General features: G+C 69.2%; 15 protein-coding genes and 1 pseudogene. 11 read left to right on the top strand and 5 right to left on the bottom strand.

The window, feature by feature from the left end; genetic code table 11:
- The first annotated feature begins 330 nt into the window (after positions 1-330).
- Complete coding sequence (locus tag ACE1OA_RS00955; protein ID WP_432752025.1) at positions 331-771, top strand: hypothetical protein; 441 nt, start codon at positions 331-333, stop codon at positions 769-771.
- Between the two features lie 145 nt (positions 772-916).
- Here the strand turns inward: ACE1OA_RS00955 and ACE1OA_RS00950 are convergent, their stop codons facing one another.
- Together ACE1OA_RS00950 and ACE1OA_RS00945 are read right to left on the bottom strand one after the other, a co-directional pair.
- Positions 917-1,042 carry a hypothetical protein gene (locus ACE1OA_RS00950; protein ID WP_384867172.1) on the bottom strand — a complete coding sequence of 42 codons (126 nt, stop codon included), beginning with the start codon at positions 1,040-1,042 and terminating at the stop codon, positions 917-919.
- 153 nt (positions 1,043-1,195) lie between these two features.
- Entirely contained in the window at positions 1,196-1,843 is a 648-nt protein-coding gene (locus ACE1OA_RS00945; RefSeq protein ID WP_386542574.1) for a hypothetical protein, read from the bottom strand.
- A 172-nt stretch (positions 1,844-2,015) separates the two neighbouring features.
- Here ACE1OA_RS00945 and ACE1OA_RS00940 point away from each other — a divergent pair.
- Positions 2,016-2,779: pseudogene (locus tag ACE1OA_RS00940) on the top strand (transposase family protein).
- Here ACE1OA_RS00940 and ACE1OA_RS00935 read toward each other — a convergent pair.
- The 3 genes from ACE1OA_RS00935 to ACE1OA_RS00925 form a co-directional block, all read right to left on the bottom strand.
- Positions 2,771-3,814, bottom strand: a complete 1,044-nt coding sequence (locus ACE1OA_RS00935; RefSeq protein WP_432752024.1) for an acetylxylan esterase — start codon at positions 3,812-3,814, stop codon at positions 2,771-2,773. The pseudogene ACE1OA_RS00940 and the gene ACE1OA_RS00935 sit on opposite strands and share 9 nt — an antisense overlap.
- A gap of 224 nt (positions 3,815-4,038) precedes the next feature.
- Positions 4,039-5,307: a DUF3370 family protein gene (locus ACE1OA_RS00930; RefSeq protein ID WP_432752023.1), complete on the bottom strand. Its 1,269-nt coding sequence runs from the start codon at positions 5,305-5,307 to the stop codon at positions 4,039-4,041.
- 51 nt (positions 5,308-5,358) lie between these two features.
- Positions 5,359-7,413 (bottom strand): glycoside hydrolase family 10 protein, encoded by a 2,055-nt coding sequence (locus tag ACE1OA_RS00925; protein ID WP_432752022.1) that lies wholly within the window; start codon positions 7,411-7,413, stop codon positions 5,359-5,361.
- 297 nt (positions 7,414-7,710) lie between these two features.
- On the opposite strand from ACE1OA_RS00925, the gene ACE1OA_RS00920 reads away from it, so the two are divergent.
- The 9 genes from ACE1OA_RS00920 to ACE1OA_RS00880 all read left to right on the top strand — a co-directional run bounded on the left by ACE1OA_RS00920 (position 7,711) and on the right by ACE1OA_RS00880 (position 19,446).
- Positions 7,711-9,021, top strand: coding sequence for an ABC transporter substrate-binding protein (locus ACE1OA_RS00920; RefSeq protein ID WP_432752021.1), 1,311 nt, complete (start codon positions 7,711-7,713; stop codon positions 9,019-9,021).
- A gap of 80 nt (positions 9,022-9,101) precedes the next feature.
- Positions 9,102-9,980, top strand: a complete 879-nt coding sequence (locus ACE1OA_RS00915) for a carbohydrate ABC transporter permease (RefSeq protein WP_356606285.1) — start codon at positions 9,102-9,104, stop codon at positions 9,978-9,980.
- Positions 9,977-10,879 (top strand): carbohydrate ABC transporter permease, encoded by a 903-nt coding sequence (locus ACE1OA_RS00910; RefSeq protein ID WP_384867166.1) that lies wholly within the window; start codon positions 9,977-9,979, stop codon positions 10,877-10,879. Before ACE1OA_RS00915 ends, ACE1OA_RS00910 begins: the two co-directional genes overlap by 4 nt.
- Positions 10,876-11,646, top strand: a complete 771-nt coding sequence (locus ACE1OA_RS00905) for a GntR family transcriptional regulator (RefSeq protein ID WP_356606283.1) — start codon at positions 10,876-10,878, stop codon at positions 11,644-11,646. Before ACE1OA_RS00910 ends, ACE1OA_RS00905 begins: the two co-directional genes overlap by 4 nt.
- Positions 11,643-12,584, top strand: a complete 942-nt coding sequence (locus ACE1OA_RS00900; RefSeq protein ID WP_432752020.1) for an ROK family protein — start codon at positions 11,643-11,645, stop codon at positions 12,582-12,584. Before ACE1OA_RS00905 ends, ACE1OA_RS00900 begins: the two co-directional genes overlap by 4 nt.
- Before the next feature lie 49 nt (positions 12,585-12,633).
- Complete coding sequence (locus ACE1OA_RS00895) at positions 12,634-14,166, top strand: DUF4127 family protein (RefSeq protein WP_432752019.1); 1,533 nt, start codon at positions 12,634-12,636, stop codon at positions 14,164-14,166.
- Positions 14,163-16,007 (top strand): FAD-dependent oxidoreductase, encoded by a 1,845-nt coding sequence (locus ACE1OA_RS00890; protein ID WP_432752018.1) that lies wholly within the window; start codon positions 14,163-14,165, stop codon positions 16,005-16,007. Before ACE1OA_RS00895 ends, ACE1OA_RS00890 begins: the two co-directional genes overlap by 4 nt.
- Positions 16,004-16,744, top strand: a complete 741-nt coding sequence (locus ACE1OA_RS00885) for an N-acetylmannosamine-6-phosphate 2-epimerase (protein WP_384867162.1) — start codon at positions 16,004-16,006, stop codon at positions 16,742-16,744. The genes ACE1OA_RS00890 and ACE1OA_RS00885 overlap by 4 nt, the downstream gene beginning before the upstream one ends.
- Before the next feature lie 41 nt (positions 16,745-16,785).
- The gene (locus tag ACE1OA_RS00880) at positions 16,786-19,446 is read left to right on the top strand and encodes a hypothetical protein (RefSeq protein ID WP_432752017.1); all 2,661 of its coding nucleotides are present in this window, start codon (positions 16,786-16,788) and stop codon (positions 19,444-19,446) included.
- Positions 19,447-19,949: the final 503 nt, after the last annotated feature.

Genomic DNA, 19,949 nt, shown 5'->3' with positions numbered 1-19,949 from the left:
CGTGAGTCAACAGTCCTCCAGGTGGACGGGGAGATCGCCCACATTGTTCAGACCTTGACGAGTCCCCGTCAAGGTTACGGATCGGTTCAACAGCCTTGTTTCTGAACGGAGTTGGTGCAGTCTCATTTCCCGGCGAGCGCACAGCTGTTGTACGGGGGCGCGGCCTCGACCCTCGCCCGTGACCGCCCCGCCGGCACCCTCACCCCCGTACCCGCAGCGCCCGACGTCGACCCGGCGAGGTCGGGTAGACACGACCTTCTGCAGCACCCTTCACGTGCGCAGGGGCGATCGTGTTGGACGTGGTCGTGGGCTTCGACCGAGTGTGTTCGTGTGGCCGGTGAGCATGGAGGATGGCCGCAGGCTGCAGCGGATCAGCCGGACCTCGAAGGACCCGGTGAAACTCCGTCGGGTGATCGCGGTGCTGATGTCCGCCCAAGGCAAAAGGGCAGGGACATCACCGCGCCGACGCAGGTCGGTGAGGACTCGTCCGCTTCTCCCGCACAAGCAGGCCAAGCTCTGGCCTGGGTGGTCGACAACGGCGTTGAGCTGATCTTCCTGCCGACCTGCGGCTCCTGGCTGACCTGGATCGAGGTCGAGTTCGCGGCCCTGCGCTACTTCGCGCTCAACGGCACTGGCCACGGCAGCCACGACGAGCACGCCACCATTGCTGCCTACGTCCGCTGGCGCAGCACCCGCGCGGAACCGAAGACCAACCTCGCCCCCGACTCACCCATCCGCGCCTGGACGCATTCCTCCGCCAAGGCTGCGTGACGGGCCACTGAGCCTTTTCCAACCTCCCGCTGACGAGTGATGGAGGACAAGAACGGCCTGGACGATCACGGTGATGCGGTTGGTGCTGCAGACGCTGGGTGCCGTTCGGAGTCGCCGCGTAGGCGGCGGTGCTGAACAGCGCCGCCTACCCGTAGGAGGCGAGCGGAATGCCGAACCAGACCAGGTGACAGTTCAGTTCCACACCGCTGACCGGGTTGCCGCCGCTGAAGGCGTAGCGGTTGCTGATGTAGGGGGCTGCGCCGCCCGGCACGGGGGGCCGATCTCGGAACCGGGGTGGCTTGTGGAAGTACGTGCGCCGGCCATCCGCCAGAGAATCCTGCCGACACCAGAAGGGGATCGCGTTGTCCATTGACAGCGCGCCCCCGGCGCAAGGGCCTTGAAGACCCCTGCAGGCAAGAGGCCGTCAGCCAGCCGTACTGCGCCGTGCCGCGTACTCACGGGCCCAGGCGACGAACTCGTCCGCGAGCGGGTAGCCGGTCTCCACCGCCTGAAGCAGGGGTTCCAGGGCCGCCGGTGACACCAGGTCCACGTCGAGGAGGACGGCTGCCCAACCGGGCGGACGGTGATGTCGCAGGTGACCGGAACGCTGCCGCATCTCGGCCGCCAGGACATCACGGTCCAGGAATCGCCTCATGGCCGGAAACGTGTGCTTGTGCAGCACCGCAGTCAACTGCTCGGCGCACTCTTCCGGTTCGACGCCAGCTCCGTACGTCCATAGACCGTCCAGCGAACTGTCACCCGGGGAATCGAAAGCCACGACCGCAGGTGGCGTCACCTCCCACCCGAGCATCCCGAAACCCGAACCGGGAAGGTGGTCCTTGGCCTGCTCCCAGTGCTGGCGCTGAGTCCAGGCACGTTCCGTCAGCGGAACGACGGACACCCGGACGAAGAAGCTCTGGAGCTTTGGATCCATCGGATGCGCCTGCAATTCGAGCACCGCACAGTCGCCGCGTTCCCCCAGCATCCGAAACACACTGCCGTCCGGTACAAGCCCCGCTTCCTTGGCCACGGGCACGACATAGCGCCGGCGCCAAGCGCTCTGCGAAATCATCACTCTCCTTCAGTTCGGCCACCATGCCGCCAGCTCGAACATCTCCGCGGTGACGCCCGCAGTGAGCCTTCTCCAACCTGGCTCCGATGTGCGGCAGTTGGCTTGACAACGCGATGAAGCCCCTTGTAGATGGGTTTTCGACCAAGAGAACCTTCTTCACCAGAGGCTTCACCTGCCTGTCTACCCGTCGGGTCTCGACGTGTCCAGCTCCGCTCTCCGGTTCCTCACGCAGCAGCTGGGGCGGCACCGCCGCACGATCGGCTCCCGGTGGCGGCGGCTGGGGGCGCCGGCCGCCAGTTCCTGCTCACCCTCGCTCATCTGCGGGTGGGACACACCTATGCCCAGCTCGCCGTCGGCGGCGTCGGCACCACGACGGCCTACCGCTGTGTGACCGAGGCGGTCGAGCTCCTGGCCGTTCTTGCCCCGGGCCTGGCCGACGCGGTGCGGACCGCGTCGGCGAAGGCATACCTGCTCCTGGACGGCACCCTCTTGCCCATCGACCGCATCGCCGCGGACCGTCCGTTCTATTCCGGCAAGCACAAGAAGCACGGGATGAAGGTGCAGATCCTTGCGGACCTCCTCGGCCGCCTACTGTGGGCGTCACCGGCCCTGCCCGGAGCCGTCCACGACGTCCGAGCGGCCCGCGAACACGGCATCGTCGACGCCCTCGCCGAGGCTGACATCCCGTGCCGGGCCGACAAGGGATATCGAGGTGCCGGCGGCATGGTCCGCATCCCGTGCTGGGGACGGTGGGAGACCCTTTCCGCAGGCCAGCAGGCGGTGAACCGGTCCCACGCAAAGATCCGGGACCTCGTCGAGCAGGCCGTTGCCACCTTCAAGTCCTGGCGGCTCCTTCGCAAGCTCCGGTGCTCGACCACCCGGATCACCAGCCTCGTCCAGGCCGTCCTCGCCCTGCATCTGGCCAGCTCAGGGTGAGGATGGAAAGGGCTCACTAGCACGGTGATGGACGCCTCCGGCTTCCAGTCGCGGGCGGCCTGAGGTGGCCAGAAGGTCGTGATGGTGGAGCCAGGCCAGGTGTCCAGGTCGGCTTGCGCCGTAGCCACCGCCGTGGTCCCCGAAGCGCCATGTCTCCATGTGCTTGTCTCCCGCGTAGGAGTTGAACGCGCCGTAGACGGTCGATGGGGGGCAGGTGGGGTCCATCAGACCGACGCTGAAGAGTGCCGGCGCGGTGGCCCTGGCCGCGAAATGGACTGCGTCGAAGTAGTCGAGGGTGGCGAACGAACGATCGACCTGGCGGGGGCTGTGGTGGCGGAAGAAGTTGACCAACTCCACATACGGTCCCGCGGATGCCGTGTCCGCTCCTCTTCGGAAGTCGCAGAGGAAGGGGACGTCACAGATCGTTCCCGCGATCCTGTCACCGGTCAGCCCGGCGACGGCGAGCGCCAGGCCCCCGCCCTGACTGGCTCCTTGGACCACGATGCGGTCCGGGTCCACCTGAGCGAGCGATCGGGCGGCGTCGACCGCCCGTGCGCAATCGGTGATCAGTCGCCGGTAGTAGTGGTGGTGGGGTTTGTCGATTCCCCGTGTCATGAAGCCTTCGACCCATTGCGTGGATCGTCCTGGGTCTCGGTCAGGGGTGTCGTGTCCTTGGCCGCGGCTGTCCACGACGAGGTTCGCGAGCCCGGCGGAAGGGAACAGGAGGTGATCGGTGGGCAGGCCGCGACCGCTGCTGTATCCGGCGAAGGAGACGACGGTGGGCAGGGGGACTGTTGTCCCGGCGGGCACGATGAGCCACGCGGCGATTGGTTCCCCGGCCCAGCCGGGGAAGCGCACGTCGAAGACGTCCACGGAGGACAGCAGGGTGTCTCGGACCGCAGTGGCGCGGACACCCTGGACGGCGGAGCGAGCGTCGGCGAGTGTCTCCTGCCAGAAGGACCAGAAGTCTGCCGGCGCACCGTGCGCAGCCCGGTAGTCGACGAGTTGGTCGAGTGGGAGGTCGGTGAGGGGCATGGTGGTTCTTTCTGGGCGATCTGGTGGGTGACCGCGGTGGCGACTGGTGGGCTGGATGACGTTCGCCCAGTGAACGCCACGGTGTGATCACACGGATTCGGGATTCCGGCCGTCATGAACGGCCGGGCGGTGTCGTCGGTGAGGCGTGCGGGACAGCCGCTGCCGCTGCGGACGTCGTGCTGCCCAGCCCGGGGACGCGGGGCAGCACGACGGGCATGACCGCGTCAGACGCTCTCCAGGAGGAGTTGCGAGCCTGCGGTGATCAAACCGGGAACGTAGAAGGCCAGCTGCAGTGATCGTTGTCCGTTGGCCGGGATGGTGTACTGGCCGATGGTGTCGCGGGGGACGGTGGGCCGTACGTAGATCGTCTGGATCTCCTGGGGGCCGCCGTCCGCGCTGACGGCCATGGCACCGTTCCAGGTGTTGCCCGGCACGTCCTGGGTGCCGGTCACGTTGGAGCCGAAGGTGACTCGGACGGTCCTCGCCTGCGACGAGGTGTTGATAAGCGCGAAATCGAGGTCGTAGCGGGCTCCGTAGTTGCCCCAGCTTCGCTGCGATGAATCGGCGAGTGCCGCCGTCGCGGGGGTCGTCTGGTCGAGCGCGGGAACCTGTCGTTCGGTCGTGTTGACGGCGAGCCCGAGATAGCTGCCGGCAGGGCCCGCGTCGATGGTTACCTGGCCGGTCTGCCAGGTGGATCCGGCGTACACACCGGATTCCCTTCCGTAGGTGGTGGCCGTCTGGGAGGCGATGTTGCCTCGTGCCCAGGAGCCGTCCGTCTGCGAGAGGTTGATGGCGGTGACGGGGTTTCCATCGCTGGTGACCACGGTGTAGACGTACACGCCGTTGCCGGCGGTGATCTCGAACCTGCCGTCGAGAATGGATCCCGTCATGGGGATTCGGGCGGCCTGGACGGCCTGGTTCGGCGCGATGGAGGTGCTGCTCAGGCTCGTCTTCGTCGAGCCGTTGAGCCAGTCCAGCGAAGTCGCGTAGCACGGTCCGGTGCCCGCCCGGGAAGCGGGGTCCTGGACGAGCGGCTTGTCGGCGTTCGTCCACGCGCTTCCCCGCATGGAGACGTTCACCGTAGACGACTGGGGGTTGGAGATCAGCACATGCAGGTAGGCCGTGGCACCCGTGCTGTTCTGGTGGTAGACGTACAGCGGAAAGGTGCCGGCCAGGGCTCGGGCCTTGCCGCCACGTGCGGCGCTGACCCGCGAGTGCTGGGTGAGCCAGCCCGTGCTGGTGACCGTCTCGGGATTGTTCGACACGACCATCTCCGGCCCGGACATGGCTCCGGGCAACGGGAGGAGCAGGTCGCGCGGAACGGTGGGGCCGGGCGCGGTCGGCGTCCCGGCCCTCCACTCGCCGGCGCCGATGAAGGATGCGGCAGGTGCCGAAGCTGATCGGGCCGAGGCCGGTACGGAGGGCAGGACTGCGCCCGCCAGGGACGCGCCGGCGAGGCCGAGGACGGTCCGCCGGGAGAATGCGATGGCCATGGTGGGCCTCTTTCTGTCGAGCCGGAGGTGCGGCGATCGCGGCCGCTCGCGTCAGCTGCCGGGTGTGTGCAGCCAGCGCTGGGCCATGCCCAGGTCCCTGGTGATCGTGTTGCGGAAGGCGTCGTTGCCGTGGGTCTCCCACGCCTGGGCCTGTTCCGACGCGGAGTCGATCAGCCGTGCTGCTGCCGCGGTGGCGTCGGGGCGACCGAGCTTCAGGAGGGTGGCTGCGGCGGCGAGCCGGCCGCGGACGGGTGCGGCGTCCGCGGTCGTGACGCATCGGCCGGTCGCCTCTGCGACGCGCCGGCCCAAGTGAAGCGCCAATGCACGAGTGGCGGCCTCCGGTGCGGCGTGCGGTGCGGTGGCGGGATCCCGGTAGACGCCGTTGGACAGGGATGTCGCCTGCTCGTCGGTGAGCTGGTTGTAGGCGAAGAGGGCTGTTCCGTCGGAGTTCGCGTCGTTCACCGCTCGCAGTTGGTCGCCGATCAGGCCGGGGTCCGAGCCGTGGAAGGGGCCGTAGGTCGCGGTGTAGAGCGGCACGTCGCCGACCCGTCGGCGCATCACGTCGGTGTCGTGGGCGACGGAGTCGGCGGAGGTTCCGAACGACATGCCGGTGAGGAAGTCCATGGAGCCGGCGTCCACCCAGGCTGCCCAGTTCTGGAACTTCTTCTTCACCCCGTCGACGGGGTCCGCGAAGACGGCGGCGGACAGGGCGATGTGCGGCTTGGTGCGTTCCTGCAGGTCGCGGATCTGCTCGACGAACGAGGTGACGTTCCGCTCCCGCCAGGCGTTCCACACCGGCCACAGCGGACTCTGCTCGGTGAGCGTGTATGGGTCGGCGCCGTGTTCACGCTGGAAGGCGGCGCGGCTTGCGTCGCTGTAGGAGAAGCCCGCGTCGTAGGGGAGGGAGACCGGGTAGCGGATGTAGTCCAGGTGAAGGCCGTCGATCGCGTAGTCGTTCATCAGCTCCTGGAAGACGGAGGCGATGTACTGCCGGGCGGCCGGTATGGCGGGATCGACGAAGTAGTAGCCCTTCTCCTGGGAGGAGGGGCGGGGTCCCGCGACTCCTACGTCCTCGCGTTCCACTGCGGCCCAGTCGGGGTGTGCGCGGAGGATCGGGCCGGGGCCGGGGTTCTCGGCTGAGTCGGCGCCGACGAAGAAGGTGTGTGTCCAGGCGTGAAGCTCGAGGCCCCGGGCGTGTGCTGCTTCGATCCACGCCTTCAGCGGGTCGAAGCCCTTCATGCCGGGGCGCTGGTCCTCGATGCCGGCCGCTCGGGCCGCCTTGGACGGGTAGATGGTGTAGCCCTGCCAGACCGTCTCCAGGAAGACGATGTTGAAGCCCGCCTGCTTGATGCGGTCCGCTGTTGCGGCGATGGCTTCAGGTGTCGTCTCGGTGGGGCGCACCCAGACGCCACGGCCTTCCACGGGGCGCGATTCGCGGCTCTGGTCGGCGGCTGTGCGGGCGAGCGTCAGCGCCTGTCCGGCCGTCTGCGCGGCTGATTCCTGCTGGCCGGCGTCGTACTGCCGGCGGGCCCGGGCGATGAGTGTGTCGGCCTGGGTGAGGTTGCGGGTGGCCGAGGTCTCGGGGAAGTCGGTGCAGGCTGCTCGCGCGGTGGTGATGCGGCTGCGTGCGTCCTTCTGAGCGGCTTCGGCGGCGATCACGCGGGTGAGCCCGTCGATCGTGAGGGTGAGTTCTCGGCCGTCGAGCGTGACGGCGGCACCGACGACGGCGTGGTCGCCGAGCCACTTCGAGGCTGTGCCGTGGCCGGACAGGACCAGGCCGTCGGCCGGGATGGCGCGGTTGTTGCCGCCGATCGCCGTGACGCGACCCTTTTCGACGACGACTTCGGTTCCGTACGGGTTCGTCTGGGTCGAGGGCTTGCCGTAGGCGGGGGTATAGGCGAGGAGCTGGTCGGCTCCGCGGCATCCGGGGAAGCAGGCGCCGTTGGTGTCGAGTCCGCCGGGGTTGTTGGCCGCCGTCGGGTCGACTGCGTCGAGTGTCCGGGTCGCCGGAGCGGGGGTGACGGCTGAGTTCTGGGACGGTGTGGCGGCCGCGGACACGGCGCCGGGCGTCAGCGGGAGAGGGCTGAGGGCTACTGCGGTCGCCACAAGTGTTGTTGACAGGACAAGACGGGCGGTGGGACGCCTCTTGCGCATGAAGGACCCTTCGCGTGAACGAGATGAACGCTCGAACTATCAGCAAGAGGTCCGTACAAGTCAACGGATTGGACGAAGGTGAATGCGGTTTTACCAGGTCTATTGACAAGGTGGTAGAGACCAGCCAACACTCTGGCAAGCAAGTGGTACGAACCACTTGGCTGGTGCGGAGTTCAGCGGCTCCCGCGCCGCCACCCCGCGCACAGCACCCGCACCGTCTCCCCTGATCTGCCAGAGCTTAGGAGCCCCATGTCCGCCAGCAGAGGTCTGCGTCACGCCTCCCTCGCACTCGTCACCCTCACCCTTGCCTCCGGCTGCGGACTGGGCAGCGGACAGAGCGCGGACTCCACCAGCGACGCGGCGAAGGGTGAGGTGAAGGGTCAGATCACCTTCCAGACCCTGCAGCTGAAGCCGGACTTCACCCAGTACATCGAAGGCGTCATCGCCAACTTCGAGAAGAAGAACCCGGGAACCGACGTCAAGTGGGTCGACATCCCCTTCCAGGGAGCCCAGGAGAAGATCACGGCCGACGCTGCCGCGGGCGCGCTCCCGGACGTGGTCAACCTCAACCCGCAGTTCGCCCAGGCACTGCAGGCCAAGGGCCTGTTCGTCGACACGGACAAGGCGGCCGCCGACGTCAAGGACACCTTCGTCCCCGGTGCCTGGAACGCGTTCAGCGTCCCCGGCAAGACGGGTTCGTACGGACTGCCCTGGTACCTCACCTCCGAGGTCACCATGTACAACAAGGGCCTCTTCACCAAGGCCGGCCTCAACCCCGACACCCCGCCGGCCACCTTCGACGAACTCCTCGAAGCCGGCAAGAAGATCTCCGCAGCGGGCAAGGGCGCCTACTACGGCATCCACCCCGCTCTGGAGAACCGCTTCATCACCGACCTCGCCAAGCAGGGCGTCCCGATCCTCGCCGACGACAGCAAGACCTGGACATTCAACACTCCCGAAGCCGAGACCTACCTCACCAAGCTCATCGACGCCTACCGTTCGGGCGTCTACCCCAAGGACTCGCTGACGCAGAACCACAGCAAGGAGACCGAGGCCTACCAGGCCGGCCGCATCGGCCTGTTCCCCTCCGGCCCGAACTTCCTGAAGATCATCAAGGAGAACGCCAAGGAGATCGCCGACCAGACGGGCGTCGGTCCGCAGATCACCGGCCCTGACAACGTCACCAACATGTCGGTGATGGGCCTCCTGGTTCCCAAGGCCAGCAAGAACAGCGCCACCGCACTCGCGTTCGCGAAGTTCATGACCAACGCGGAGAACCAGCTCGCCTTCAGCAAGATCGTCACGATCCTGCCCAGCACCACGGCCTCGCTGAAGGACCCCTACTTCACCGACACCTCGGACGGCACCGCGACCAGCAAGGCCCGCGCCATCTCCGCCGGCCAGATCGCCAAGGCCAAGAACCTCGTGCCCGTCCAGTACGACGAGCGGGTCACGAAGGCGGTCATCGGCAAGATCGAGCTCGCCCTCAAGGGTGACCTGACGGCCAAGCAGGCCCTCGACCAGGCCGTCGCCGCGGCCAACGCCATCACCGCGAAGTAACAGGCCGGCAGGCGGCGGGCTCCGCCCTGACACGGAGCCCGCCGCCTGCTCCCCACGCCCGACAAGTACGGAGTGATCCCGTGACCGGCCGCCGCTGGTATGTCCCCTGGTTCTTCCTCACCCCGGCCCTGCTCTTCGCCGTGGTGTTCTTCATCCTGCCCTTCGCCAACACGCTCGTGCTGTCGTTCACCGACGCCAGCACCCTCGGCGGCGGCACCTTCACGGGCCTTGCCAACTACGAGCGGCTCCTCGACGACGACGCCTTCTGGCTCTCGCTGCGCAACACCGCCTTCTACGTCGTCGGTGTCGTACCGCCGCTGGTCATCCTCCCGCTGCTCCTGGCTGTACTCGTCCAGCGCAGGGTCGCCGGCATCGGCTTCTTCCGCGCCATCTTCTACTCCCCGGTCGTGGCCTCCATGGTCGTCGCCGGACTCCTGTGGTCCTGGCTGCTGTCCAGCGACGGCCTCGTCAACGCTGCCCTGCGCGCCATCGGCCTTCTCGACGAGCCCCTGCCGTTCCTCACCGATGCCGGCCTCCTCCTCGTCAGCGCCATGGTCATGACCATCTGGAAAGGCCTCGGCTACTACATGGTGGTCTACCTCGCCGCCCTCGCGAACGTCCCGCGCTCACTGCTGGAGGCGGCCGAGGTCGACGGCGCCGGACCCGTCCGCCGGTTCTTCAGCGTCACCATCCCGGTCATCCGGCCCACCATGGTCCTCGTCGCCACCCTCGCCGCCATCGCCTCCGGCAAGGTGTTCGCCGAGATCTACACCCTCAGCAACGGCAGCGCCGGCCCCGGCGCCGAGGCACGCACCCTGGTCTTCACCATCCGTGAGACCGGACTCGGGCTGAGCGGAGAAGCCGGATACGCCTCCGCCATGAGCATCGTGCTGTTCCTCGCCACACTCGGCCTGTCCGTCTTCGTGACCCGCCTCAACACCCGCGAGGAGCGCGCGTGACCACGACCCTCACCGACCGTGGCACCGCCACGATCGCTCCCGCAGGCCCTGCCCCGTCCCGCAGGAGGATCCAGATCCGCCACACCGCCGCGCTCGGCGCCCGCTACCTTCTCCTGCTCCTCGTCACCCTCGTCACCGTCGGTCCCTTCCTGTGGCAGTTGTCCACCTCCCTCAAGGGCGCCGGCGAGAACGTCTACGGCTACCCGCCCCAGCTCCTGCCGCACCAGCCAACCGCCGATCACTACAGTGCCGTCTTCGACACCGTCCCCGTGCTGAAGTACGCCACCAACTCGTTCGTGGTCGCCGTCAGCTGCGCACTCACCAACTGCCTGTTCGGAGCCATGGCCGGGTTCGCGCTCGCCCGCATGCGATTCGGGGGACGCCGCATCGCCTTCGGCATCTTCCTCGCCACCATGATCATCCCGTTCGAGTCCATCATGGTCTCCGAGTTCCTCATCGTCCGTTCCCTGCGGCTCAACGACACGCTCATCGGCGTGCTGATCCCGCTCGCCGTCAGCGGCCTGTCCGTGCTCCTGCTGCGCAACGCCTTCCTCGCGCTGCCACGCGAGGTCGAGGAAGCCGCCATCCTCGACGGCGCGGGGGAGTGGCAGCGGTTCTGGCGCATCGCACTGCCCTCGGTGCGCGGCACCCTGGCCGTCGTCGCCATCTTCAGCTTCGTCTTCGCCTGGGACGACTTCTTGTGGCCCCTCATCGTCCTGTCCGACCCCGAGAACTACACCCTCACCGTCGGCATCCAGTACCTGTCGGGCACCTTCACCAATGATCAACGCGTGATCGCCGCAGGCACGATGATGGCCGTGGTACCTCTTCTCGCGCTCTTCTTCGCGCTCCAGCGGTACTTCTTCCGTGGCGTCGGCGAAGGCGGGGTAAAGGGATGAACCACTCGGACGCGAACACGCAGGCCGGTTTCGGCAGCCCGCGCGAGGCAGGCGACCGCAAGCCTGCCAAGCATGAGGCCCTCAGGCTCGCCTTGGCCGCGATGATCGACGAAGGACTCTCGGCGCACGAACTCTTGCCGAGCGAACGTGAACTGATGTCCCGTTTCGACGTCAGCCGGATGACCGTGCGACGTGCGGTGGAACGCCTCGTCCAGGAAGGACGGGTCTACCGGGTCCAGGGAGCGGGCACCTTCGTCGCCGAACAGCCCACGATCTCCAAGTCCCTGACGCTCAGCTCGTTCTCCGAGGACATCCGTGCCCGCCGCATGGTCCCCGACAGCCGGCTGCTGATGCGCGAGCGGGTCATGGCCGACCTCGTCTGCGCGCGCGACCTCCGGCTCACCCCGGGAACGATGCTCGTCCACCTGGAACGGCTGCGGACGGCCGACGGCGAACCGATGTGCCTGGAGAACGTCTGGCTGCCGGAAAGCCTTGTACCCGGTCTGATGGACCAGGACGAGCCCCACTCGCTCTACCAGCTCCTGGAGCAGGCCGGCGCCGCCCCGCAGAGCGCCGACCAGACCATCAGGGCCACTGTGCTCGACGTCCGACAGGCGAACCTCCTCGACGTCCCGTCCCACTTCCCGGCCCTCGAGGTCGAACGCGTCACCCGCGACACCCGCGGCCGCCCCATCGAGCGGGCCGTCAGCCTCTATCGGGCCGACCGCTACGACTTCAAGCTCACGATCAGCAGGGAGCCCCGATGACACACGGCGTCCTCGCCATCGACATCGGCGGAACCAGCACCACCACCGCCTACATCGGGCCCGACCACGAGGTCCACGCTCGCCGATCCGCCGCCACCCCGGCGACCGACGGAGCCGAAGCCGTCCTCACCACGGCGATGCGACTGCTCAGCCGGACCCACAGTCAGGCCGTCGACGAAGGCCATGCCGATCCCGTATCGCTCGGCATCGGTACGGCCGGCGTCGTCGACCCGGCAGGCCGTACCATCACCCACGCCACGAGCGCGCTGGCCGGCTGGGCCGGCACCCCGCTCGCCGAACGGGCCGAACAGCACACGGGCCTGCCCACAACCGTCCTCGGCGATGTTCAGGCCTTCCTCAGGGGAGAGACCGCACCCCCCGGCGCCGCCGCCGGATGCGCTTCCGCCATCGGTGTCATGGCCGGAACCGGAATAGGCGGAGCGGTCTTCGCCGACGGAGCCGTGCTCCGCGGCGCCCACGGCGCGGCCGGCCACATCGGGCACATCGCCGTCCCACAAGCCGCCGGCTTGACCTGCCCGTGCGGTGCACCGGACCACGTCGAAGCGATCGCGTCCGGACCCGCCATGACAGCGGCCCTGGCAGCCGAACGGCCCGGCACCCCGGTCACCACGCTGCGCGACGTCGCCGCACTCGCGCACGCCGGAGACCACCGGGCCCAGGAAATACTCAGCCGCGGGGGAGAGGCTTTGGGGACGGCTCTGGCCGGCCTGGTCAGCACCATCGATCCCGACTGCGTCGTGATCGCCGGTGGAGTCATGCACTCCGGACCGTGGTACCTGAGGGGCCTGAAGAAGGCTCTCATCCGGCACAGCCTGCCCGCACTCGCGCACGTCGACGTCCACCCGTCCCTGCTGGGTGCCGACGCCGTCCTCATCGGCGCGGCCACGGCAGCCCGCTGCATCCCCGGACCCGCGTAGGCCGCCGGCACCCTCCTGTCTCCTGTTCGTGCCTCTCTCCGGAAAGCTCATGACGGTCGAAAACCCTCGCCCCACCATCACCCTGGTGCCGCTCGACGAGCGTCCCGCCTGCACCACGCTGCCCGCCGCCATCGCGCGGATCGCCGGCGTGCACGTCGAGCTGCCGCCGGCGCCGCTCCTGCCCGCCGGGCGTGCCCCGGGGGCACCCGGGGCCATCAGCCGCTGGCTGTCCGACCGGGCACGGTCGTCCTTCGCCAGCGTCGTCGCCCTGGAAACCCTGGGCTACGGCGGGCTGATCGCCTCCCGGACCCAGGACGCGACCGTCGCGGAGATCACCGCCCGGTTCGACACCCTGCGGCACCTCGCCCGCCCCGACCACCCGGTCCACGCCGTCACCCTGGTCACCCGTACCCCCGACTCGGCCGACGCGGGCGAGGAGCCGCCCTACTGGGATCCCCACGGCCCCGCGCTGCACCGCTGGTCCGCCGAGCTCCATCGCCACACCGGAACCGCACAGCCACCCGCCGACATACCAGGGGATGTGCGCCGCGACTTCCTGATGCGCCGGCTGCGCAACCACACCCTCAACCTCGCCGCGCTCGAGCTCGTCGCCGACCACACACTCACCTCACTCGTCATCGGTGCCGACGACACGGCCCCCTTCGCCCTGGCCACCGCGGAACTCGGATGGCTCGGAAACTGGACCGACTGGATGGACGCCCGCGGACACGTCGCGGTCCGGCCCGGCGCGGACGAAGCCTGTTCCACCCTGGTCGCCCGCGTCCTCGTCGACCACTTCGCCCGACCACGCCCCACCGTCGTCGTCGAAGCGGTGGAAGCCGACGGCCTGCGGAAGATCGCCCCCTACGAGAATGTCACCGTCGCCGAGACCGCCCGCGGGCAGATCGACGCCTGCGGCGCCCAGCCGGCCCGGACCGCACAGCAGGCGGACATCCACCTGCTGGTCCACACCCCCGACGGAGCCGGAGACTGGGCGACCTCACCACCGGCACGACGCGACCCAGCCGCCTCGGCCCGCGCCGACAAGCTCGCACTGCGAGCAGCCGAGCTCCTCGACGCAGGCCACCACGTCGCGATAGCCGACTGCGCCCAGCCCAACGGCGCCGACCCGCTGCTCATCGCCTCCCTCATCCGCCACCAGGTGCTCGAGCGGCTGGCCGGCTACGCGGGCTGGAACACCGCCGGCAACACGCTCGGAACCACCCTCGCCCAGGCCGTCGCCGTCCTCACGGCCCAGCAGGCAGGAACGTTCGACCAGGTCGCACACCACAGCCTGCTCCTGCACCGCCTCCTCGAGGACTGGGCCTACATGACGCGCATCCGTTCCGAGCTGCGCGCCCGGCTGGGCAGCGACCCCACCCGCCACGACCACGTGGAGGACGGCCATCCCCTTCTCGCACCCGTGGAAGCCGAGCTGAGGCACTGCCGCGAACAGCTGCCCGCCTTCAGCGGCCTGGGCCTTGCACCGGGCTCCCTGCGTCTGCCCTGGCAAAGAACCTTCGAAGTCGACTTCCGTCTCACGGACCGCCCGTCAGCCCACCACGTCGAGGAATCCCGATGACCCCGAAGGACCGCACCGGCACCACGGTCCACCTGACGACGGACATCGCCGTCATCGGAGGCGGCCTCGGCGCCGTTGCCGCCGCGCTCGCCGCGGCACGCGAAGGCCGTGGCGTCGTCCTCGCCGCCCACCTCGGCCGCCTCGGCGGACAGGCCACCACACAGCTCGTCCCCGCCCTCGACGAGCACCCCCACGTCGAGACGGCCGGCGTATCCACCTCCTACCGGGCCTTCCGTGACCTCGTCCGCGCCCACTACGACGGCATCCTCAACCCGGGAGGAGGCTGGGTCAGCCGGCTGTGCTTCGAACCACGCGCCGCCGAGCAGGCGATCGACGCCCTCCTCGCCCCGCACCTGGCCACCGGCCGTATCACCGTGCTGCGCTCGGTCCAGCCCATCGCTGCCCAGCGCGGCAACGACCGCGTCGACACCGTCACCCTGGCCGGCCCGGGCGGTCGCTTCGAGGTGACCGCAGAACTGTTCCTCGACGCCACCGAAGACGGCCGACTGCTGCCCCTGACCTCCACCCCCTGGGTCGCGGGGTCGGAGGGCCAGGACGCCTTCGGTGAAGCCCTGGCACTCGACGGAGGCCCCCACCCCGACGCCGTGCAGTCCTGCACCGTCGGCTTCGCCGTCTCCTATGAACCCCACACACCGGCCCTAATCGGCCCGCCGCCCGCCGACTACACGGACCTGAAGAGCTCGCAGCCCTTCACCCTGGAGATCGCCGGCTGGGACGACCGCCTGCACCGCTACCGCATGTTCACCGACGGACCCGACGGGCACCCGCCGTTCTGGACCTACCGACGCCTGCGCGACAGCGCCCAGCTCGCCGGACCCGACATCGCCCTCATCAACTGGGCAGGCAACGACTACGCCGGAGTGTCCAGCCTGGCCGAACCGGACACCGCCTACCGAAAGGCCAAAGAACTCTCCGCCGCGTTCCTCCACTGGCTGCGCACCGACTGCCCCCGCGACGACGGAACCGGCACCGGATACTCGGGCCTCCACCTCTCGCCCAGCACAGCAGGCACCCCCGATGGATACGCCGAAGAGCCCTACCTGCGTGAATCCCGCCGCCTGCGCAACGACGCACCCATCCGGCAGCAGGACCTGGAACCCACCCCCGGCGCCGCCCGTGCCATCAACCAGCCCGATTCGGCGGGCTTGGCCAGCTACCACATGGACCTGCACGCACGCATCGGCCACCCCGCCAGCGCCTACGCGCCGACCGCGCCGTTCCAGGTCCCCCTCTCCGCGCTCGTCAGCGACACCACTGTCAACCTCCTCGCCGCTGCCAAGAACCTTGCGGCCACTCAGGTCGCGGCCTCCGCCTACCGCGTCCACCATGGCGAATGGGCCGTCGGGGAGGCAGCCGGAACCCTGGCGGCCCTCAGCGTCGAGCAGACGCGCACCCCTCGCGCCGTCCTCGCCGACCGCCGCATGCTCACCCGGCTGCAGATGCGACTGACCACGGCAGGCGTCCCGCTCGCCTGGCTCACCGACTTGCAGCCCACCGACCCCCTCGGCCCCAGTGCCCACCTCCTCGCCGCCGCCGGCGCTCTGACCGGACCACGCGAGAAGGACCTCCACCTGCGCCCTGACGACACCGCCACCGAGCAGGAACAGCAAGCCCTCCTTGCCGCGGCCGCCCGCCTTTTGGACGAGCGGCACCTCACCCGGACCACCACGGGCGAACAGCCGACCTGGCGCGAGCTCGCACACCGACTCGGAACCCTCGTCGCCGGCGCCGTCGACCCGGACGCACCACCGCGTCCCCACCACGCGCCACACGCTGCCCGCACCGCTGACGCACCGTCCTCGCAAGGAGCAGCCAAGTGAACTCGTGCCCCATCGTGAACCCGACGGCATCACCCCGTCATCCCGCGCTCCTCCAGCAGCTCAGAGGGAGCCTCGTCGTCTCCTGCCAGGCCCGCCCGGGAGAACCTCTCTACGGCCCCGAGTTCATGGCGGCCATGGCCCGCAGCGCCGTCCTGGGCGGCGCCGGCGCCATTCGCGTCAACGAGCCCCAGGACATCACCGCTGTCAGACAGGCCGTCGACGTGCCCGTCATCGGCCTGTGGAAGGACGGCGAAGAAGGCGTCTACATCACGCCCACGCTCGCCCACGCACTGACCGTCGCCGAGGCGGGAGCGGACATCGTCGCCCTCGACGCCACCATCCGTCCGCGGCGCGATCGGCGCACTCTCGCCCAGACCATCGGCGCAATCCACGACGCCGGAGCCCTCGTCATGGCCGACATCGCCACCCTCGAGGAAGGTCTGGCCGCAGCCGCGGCCGGCGCCGACATGATCTCCACCACCCTCTCCGGCTACACACCCCAGAGCCCTCGGCAGTCCGGCCCCGACCTCGGCCTCGTCGCCGAGCTGGCCGAAGCCACCGACACACCCGTCTTCGCCGAGGGCCGCTACAGCACCCCCGCCCAGGCAGCACAGGCACTACTCCTGGGCGCTCACGCCGTCGTCGTTGGCGGAGCCATCACCCGCCCCACCGACATCACCAGCCATTTCGCGGCCGCATTGGGCAGCAGCCGCCTGCCCCGCGAGGCAGCACAGTGACCAACCGCGCCGAACTCCCCACCCACAAGCGAGGATCCGCCATGGGCCCCTTCCCCCAGCCGGAGGGAATCTCCGGCCGCACGTCCACCTGCCATGTCGTCACCCACGTGCACTGGGACCGGGAGTGGTATCGGCCCTTCGAAGCGTTCCGGGCACGCCTCGTCGAACTCGCCGAACAGATATGCAGCGAACTCGACCACCACCGCATAGGCGCCTTCCACCTCGACGGCCAGACCATCGTCCTCGCCGACATCGCCGCGCTGCGACCCGACCTCGCCGACAGACTCACCGCCCACGCCCGCGCCGGCCGGCTCACCATGGGTCCCTGGCACGTGCTCGCCGACAACCAACTCGTCTCCGGCGAGAACCTGATCCGCAACCTGCTCGCCGCCCGCCGCTGGGCCGCGCACTCCTCACTCGCCGGCGTCGGCTACTCACCCGACGCCTTCGGCCACCCCGCCGACCTGCCCCGCATCCTCAACGGCTTCGGCATGGACACCGCACTCGTCTGGCGCGGCGCGCCGCCCCAACACGCCCGGTTCCGGTGGCGCTCGCCGGACGGCTCCGAAGTGTTCGCCGTCAACCAGGGCTACCACGAGGCCGAAGTCCTCTGGCCCTCCCTCGCACAGGGCGACGAGGACCAGCGTCTGAGCGACTTCCTCACCACCGAGATCAAGCGCCTGCCGGACGGACCGTGGCTGCTGATGAACGGCGGCGACCACCTGGCCCCCACCGACACGGCCCAGAACATCCACCGCGCCGACGACCAGGCCGCGAAGCACGCCGTCCGCCTCCGCGAGAGCACCCTCGAGGACTTCTTCACCGCGGCCCGAGCTGCCGCACCCGACGACCTGCCCGTCGTCACCGGCGAACTCCGCGCACCCGGCGACCGGCTGACCTTCATCCTCCCCGGCACGCTCTCCGCCCGGACCTACCTCAAGCAGGCCAACAGCGCTGCCCAGACCCTGCTCGAACGCTGGGCCGAACCCCTGGTCGCCCTCCACGCACCCGACGACGACACCCTGCGGTCCGAACTCCGTCACGCCTGGGAACTCCTGCTGCGGAACGCACCCCACGACTCCATCTGCGGATGCAGCGTCGACGAGGTCCACCGCGAGAATGCGGTCCGCTTCGACCGCGTCCAGGAAGTCGGCGAGCACGTGATCAACCGTGCCCTGGCGGCCTCCGGTATCGACACCCGGCTCCACGGTGCCCTCCCCGACCGGCACGCGGCTCTCGCCGTCGTCAACCCCCATGCCGCACCGCACACCGGACCCGTGACGCTCGACCTCCTCACCGCGCCGGGAGTCTTCCCCAGTCGCCTGCTCGACGACGCCGGATTCGCCCTCACCTTCGAAAGCAGCCCGCTGGGTCCGGAGACCCACTTCGAAGCAGACCTCGACCTGCTCCCCGACTCCCAGCCGGCGATGCGCCACCGCATCCGCTTCCTCGCCCGCGACGTGCCCGGACTCGGCCGCGCGGTCTACACCGTCGACCTCGCACCGGAACCATCCGCCGCCCACGCCCCGCAGATCGACGAAGACGCCCACACCCTGCACACCAGCACCGGACACCGACTCACCGCGGCCTCCGACGCCTCCCTGACCCTCACCCTTCCGGACGGCACGACCCTTCCCGGCTTCGGCCGACTGGTCGACGGAGGAGACCGGGGCGACACCTACAACTACGACCCGCCGGCCGCCGACCAGCTCATCAGTCCTGTCCTGCGGGCCGCCCGCTGCGTCGACTCAGCCGTGCGCAGCACTCTCGAAATCGACGCCGTCCTCCACATTCCCACCGCACTCACCGAGGACCGTGCGGCCCGCGACCGGACCGACACCTCCGTGCCCCTCACCTTGTCCGTGACCTCCTGGCACGGCTACACACCGGGCACCCTGGACTGGGACCTGCGCTTCGACAACACCGCCGACGACCACCGCCTGCGCATCCACTTCCCCGCTCTCGAGCAGGCGACAACCTGGCTGGCGGACGGACACTTCTCCCTCATCGACCGCCCGGTCACCGACGACCTCGGTCCCCTGCCCCAGCTTCCCGGACACGAGGCCGTCTGCGGATCCGCACCCGTCCAGAGCGTCGCCGCCATCGGAAGCGGCACCGCGCGGATCGCCGTCAGCGCTCCGGGACTGCCCGAAGTCCGAGCCGTCACAGGGGGCGCCGGCAACCCGGAACTGGTCGTCACCCTCCTGCGTGCCGTCGGCTGGCTCTCCCGCTTCGACCTCACCAGCCGGACCACCGGAGCCGGTCCCATGCTGGCAACCCCCGAAGCGCAGTGCCGCGGCCCCCAGCACTTCGCCTTCGCCACCTCAGTCGGCCGGGCCGTGGCCGACGACCTCGACCTCGCCGGCTTCGCCGCCGCCACCCGCGCACCGATGCGAACCTGGCAGCTGCGCCCGGGCACTCAAGGAACCCCCGCAGGGCGGGCACCCCGGATCCGAGGCGGACTCATGACCACCCTGAAGGTCGCGGAGGACGCCGACGGAACCATCCTCCGCCTGTCCAACCCGACGGCGGAACCGGTCCTCACCGAGATCGACACCCCCGGAGCCGTCACCAGGTCTCGGGTCCGCTTGGACGAGAGCCCCGAAGCCGAATCGGAAGGGCCGGTGGGCGACACCGTCCTCCTGCGTCCGTTCGAACTCCTGACCCTGCGACTGCAGGGGACGACACGTTCTAGCCGCTGAACAACGCACGCAGACGGTGGTGGGCCCCAATTTCATCGATCCGGCCCACCGTCCGTCGAACAGAACCTGCGCCTCAAAGAAGGTTCGGGCTACTGGCGCGGCACAGGTCTCATTCCGGTCGGTTCCGCAGTGTCCGTCCCGGCTGCGCTGAGGAAGAGCCGTCCCTCGACTCCTGATCCGACGACACTGGCCAGCAACGAGTCATCGAAGCGCAAGGTGAAGTGCGGGGATCGAGCCGCATCAGGAAGTCGAAGCTCTCCCTGACCTCCGCAGTCACAGGGGGTTCGAGGGTCACCTCGTACGTCCACTTGTCTTTAGCGGTACTGACTGAGATCCGCACAGGGAGCCGGCTCAAACACGTCGATCGGTTGGCCCACCACTCGAGAGCTGCGCTGCCCTCCGTAGCTGTCCATGAGCCAAGTATTTATCGAATGGGCGGCCGTGTGTCAGCATGCAGATCCCGAGGTCACAAGCTCGCCATTGCCTGGCGGGTGGATTCGCCA

The organism is Streptomyces sp. JL2001 (assembly GCF_050917515.1).
Classification (GTDB): domain Bacteria; phylum Actinomycetota; class Actinomycetes; order Streptomycetales; family Streptomycetaceae; genus Streptomyces.
This window is presented reverse-complemented; position numbering and strand designations above follow the sequence as displayed.

Coding starts and splice junctions, on each gene's coding strand:
- ACE1OA_RS00920 (WP_432752021.1), top strand. CDS start 7,711: ATGTCCGCCAGCAGAGGTCTGCGTCACGCCTCCCTCGCACTCGTCACC.
- ACE1OA_RS00945 (WP_386542574.1), bottom strand. CDS start 1,843: ATGATTTCGCAGAGCGCTTGGCGCCGGCGCTATGTCGTGCCCGTGGCC.
- ACE1OA_RS00905 (WP_356606283.1), top strand. CDS start 10,876: ATGAACCACTCGGACGCGAACACGCAGGCCGGTTTCGGCAGCCCGCGC.
- ACE1OA_RS00880 (WP_432752017.1), top strand. CDS start 16,786: ATGGGCCCCTTCCCCCAGCCGGAGGGAATCTCCGGCCGCACGTCCACC.
- ACE1OA_RS00930 (WP_432752023.1), bottom strand. CDS start 5,307: ATGGCCATCGCATTCTCCCGGCGGACCGTCCTCGGCCTCGCCGGCGCG.
- ACE1OA_RS00895 (WP_432752019.1), top strand. CDS start 12,634: ATGACGGTCGAAAACCCTCGCCCCACCATCACCCTGGTGCCGCTCGAC.
- ACE1OA_RS00935 (WP_432752024.1), bottom strand. CDS start 3,814: ATGCCCCTCACCGACCTCCCACTCGACCAACTCGTCGACTACCGGGCT.
- ACE1OA_RS00890 (WP_432752018.1), top strand. CDS start 14,163: ATGACCCCGAAGGACCGCACCGGCACCACGGTCCACCTGACGACGGAC.
- ACE1OA_RS00900 (WP_432752020.1), top strand. CDS start 11,643: ATGACACACGGCGTCCTCGCCATCGACATCGGCGGAACCAGCACCACC.